The 1,144-nt window shown below is 70.5% G+C and carries 1 protein-coding gene; it reads left to right on the top strand.

Going from position 1 to position 1,144, the window contains the following annotated elements:
- The first annotated feature begins 494 nt into the window (after window positions 1–494).
- Window positions 495–797, top strand: a complete 303-nt coding sequence (locus HY68_RS09030) for a hypothetical protein (protein ID WP_041986693.1) — start codon at window positions 495–497, stop codon at window positions 795–797.
- The last annotated feature ends 347 nt before the right edge of the window (window positions 798–1,144 follow it).

Genomic DNA, 1,144 nt, shown 5'->3' with positions numbered 1-1,144 from the left:
GGGCTGGCTAAGCGTCCGCCCCCACCGGGTAGCGGCTGAGACTCATGCCCCGCTGGTCATTGGGGGTGGGTGTGGGGCGGGAGCGTGCCCCGGCGGAGGTAGTTGGGCCGGGGCAATGGGCCGGTAGGTGGTACGGATGTGACTCACGGGGGAGAACGCGACCTGTGGGGTGCTCGCCGGGAGCCTTTTGCGTCCCGTGTTGCGTTAGGTGCGCCGTAGGGCGCATCAAGCGGGTGGGCCGCCCGGCCGGGGGGCGAGGATGGGCTCGTGAGATGCCCGGCGGCCCGTCGCAGCCCTCTGCGCCTCCACACCGGACTGATGCGCCCTGCGGTGCGTCTAACGCAACTCCCCACGCATAAGGCGCCCGACGGGTGCCTCACAAGCCCACACCCGTCCCACCAGTCACACCCGCTCTGCTCACCCATCGACCGACGGGCGTTGTGCGCGGAAACCGAGATAGGGTCACCGGCAAATGATCACGGGGCGGGGGAGCCATGATCAGGCAGTGGTACGCGGCGCTCGGCATCAACCTGCTGTTCGGCATCCCAGCGGTCGTCCCGTTGTGGATGCTCTACTACATCGGCTCGACGTGGGTGGATCCGGCACCGGAAGAGAACGACGGCTTCGGTGTCGTCTTCTTCGGGCTGGGGATCCCCGTCGCCATCTGCGGCTTCCTTTGGTGGTTGGCCAACCTGCCCCTCGCCCGCCGCACCCGCCTCCAGCCCGCCCAGTACTGGGCACTCAGCCTTCTCGGCACATCCGTCCCGACCGTCGCCCTCATCGGCAACGCCCTCTGAGCCCACCGGCGGGGGCGGACGCCGAGCCGAGCCGAGTCACCCGAGCAGCTGTCGCGTGGCACCCGCATCCGGCCAAGCACCCGTCACGACGGCCGGTCTGGTCCGTGGAGCCCCCCGGGCCGCCTAATCTCTCCGGCCTGCACAGTTCCTGGCTCATGCGCTCTGGCAGTGATCAGCGGGGCATGGGTCTCAGCTGCTACCCGGTGGGGGTGGACGCCGAGACGGCCCGAGTCCCCCCACGCAACTGGTGCGCGGCGCCCGCAGTCGGCCAAGCCGCCGTCACCACGAGCCCAGCTCCCCCGTGGAGCCCCCCGGCCGCCCCCCTCAGCCTTCCCTTGCGGTGGAGG

The sequence above is a fragment of the Streptomyces sp. AcH 505 genome (assembly GCF_000818175.1).
In the GTDB taxonomy this organism is placed as follows: domain Bacteria; phylum Actinomycetota; class Actinomycetes; order Streptomycetales; family Streptomycetaceae; genus Streptomyces.
Note: the sequence above shows the minus strand (reverse complement) of the source record. Positions and strands in the feature narration are given on the sequence as shown.

What these genes read in the sequence shown, in the direction of transcription:
- HY68_RS09030 (WP_041986693.1), top strand. Translation starts at nt 495, where the DNA reads ATGATCAGGCAGTGGTACGCGGCGCTCGGCATCAACCTGCTGTTCGGC.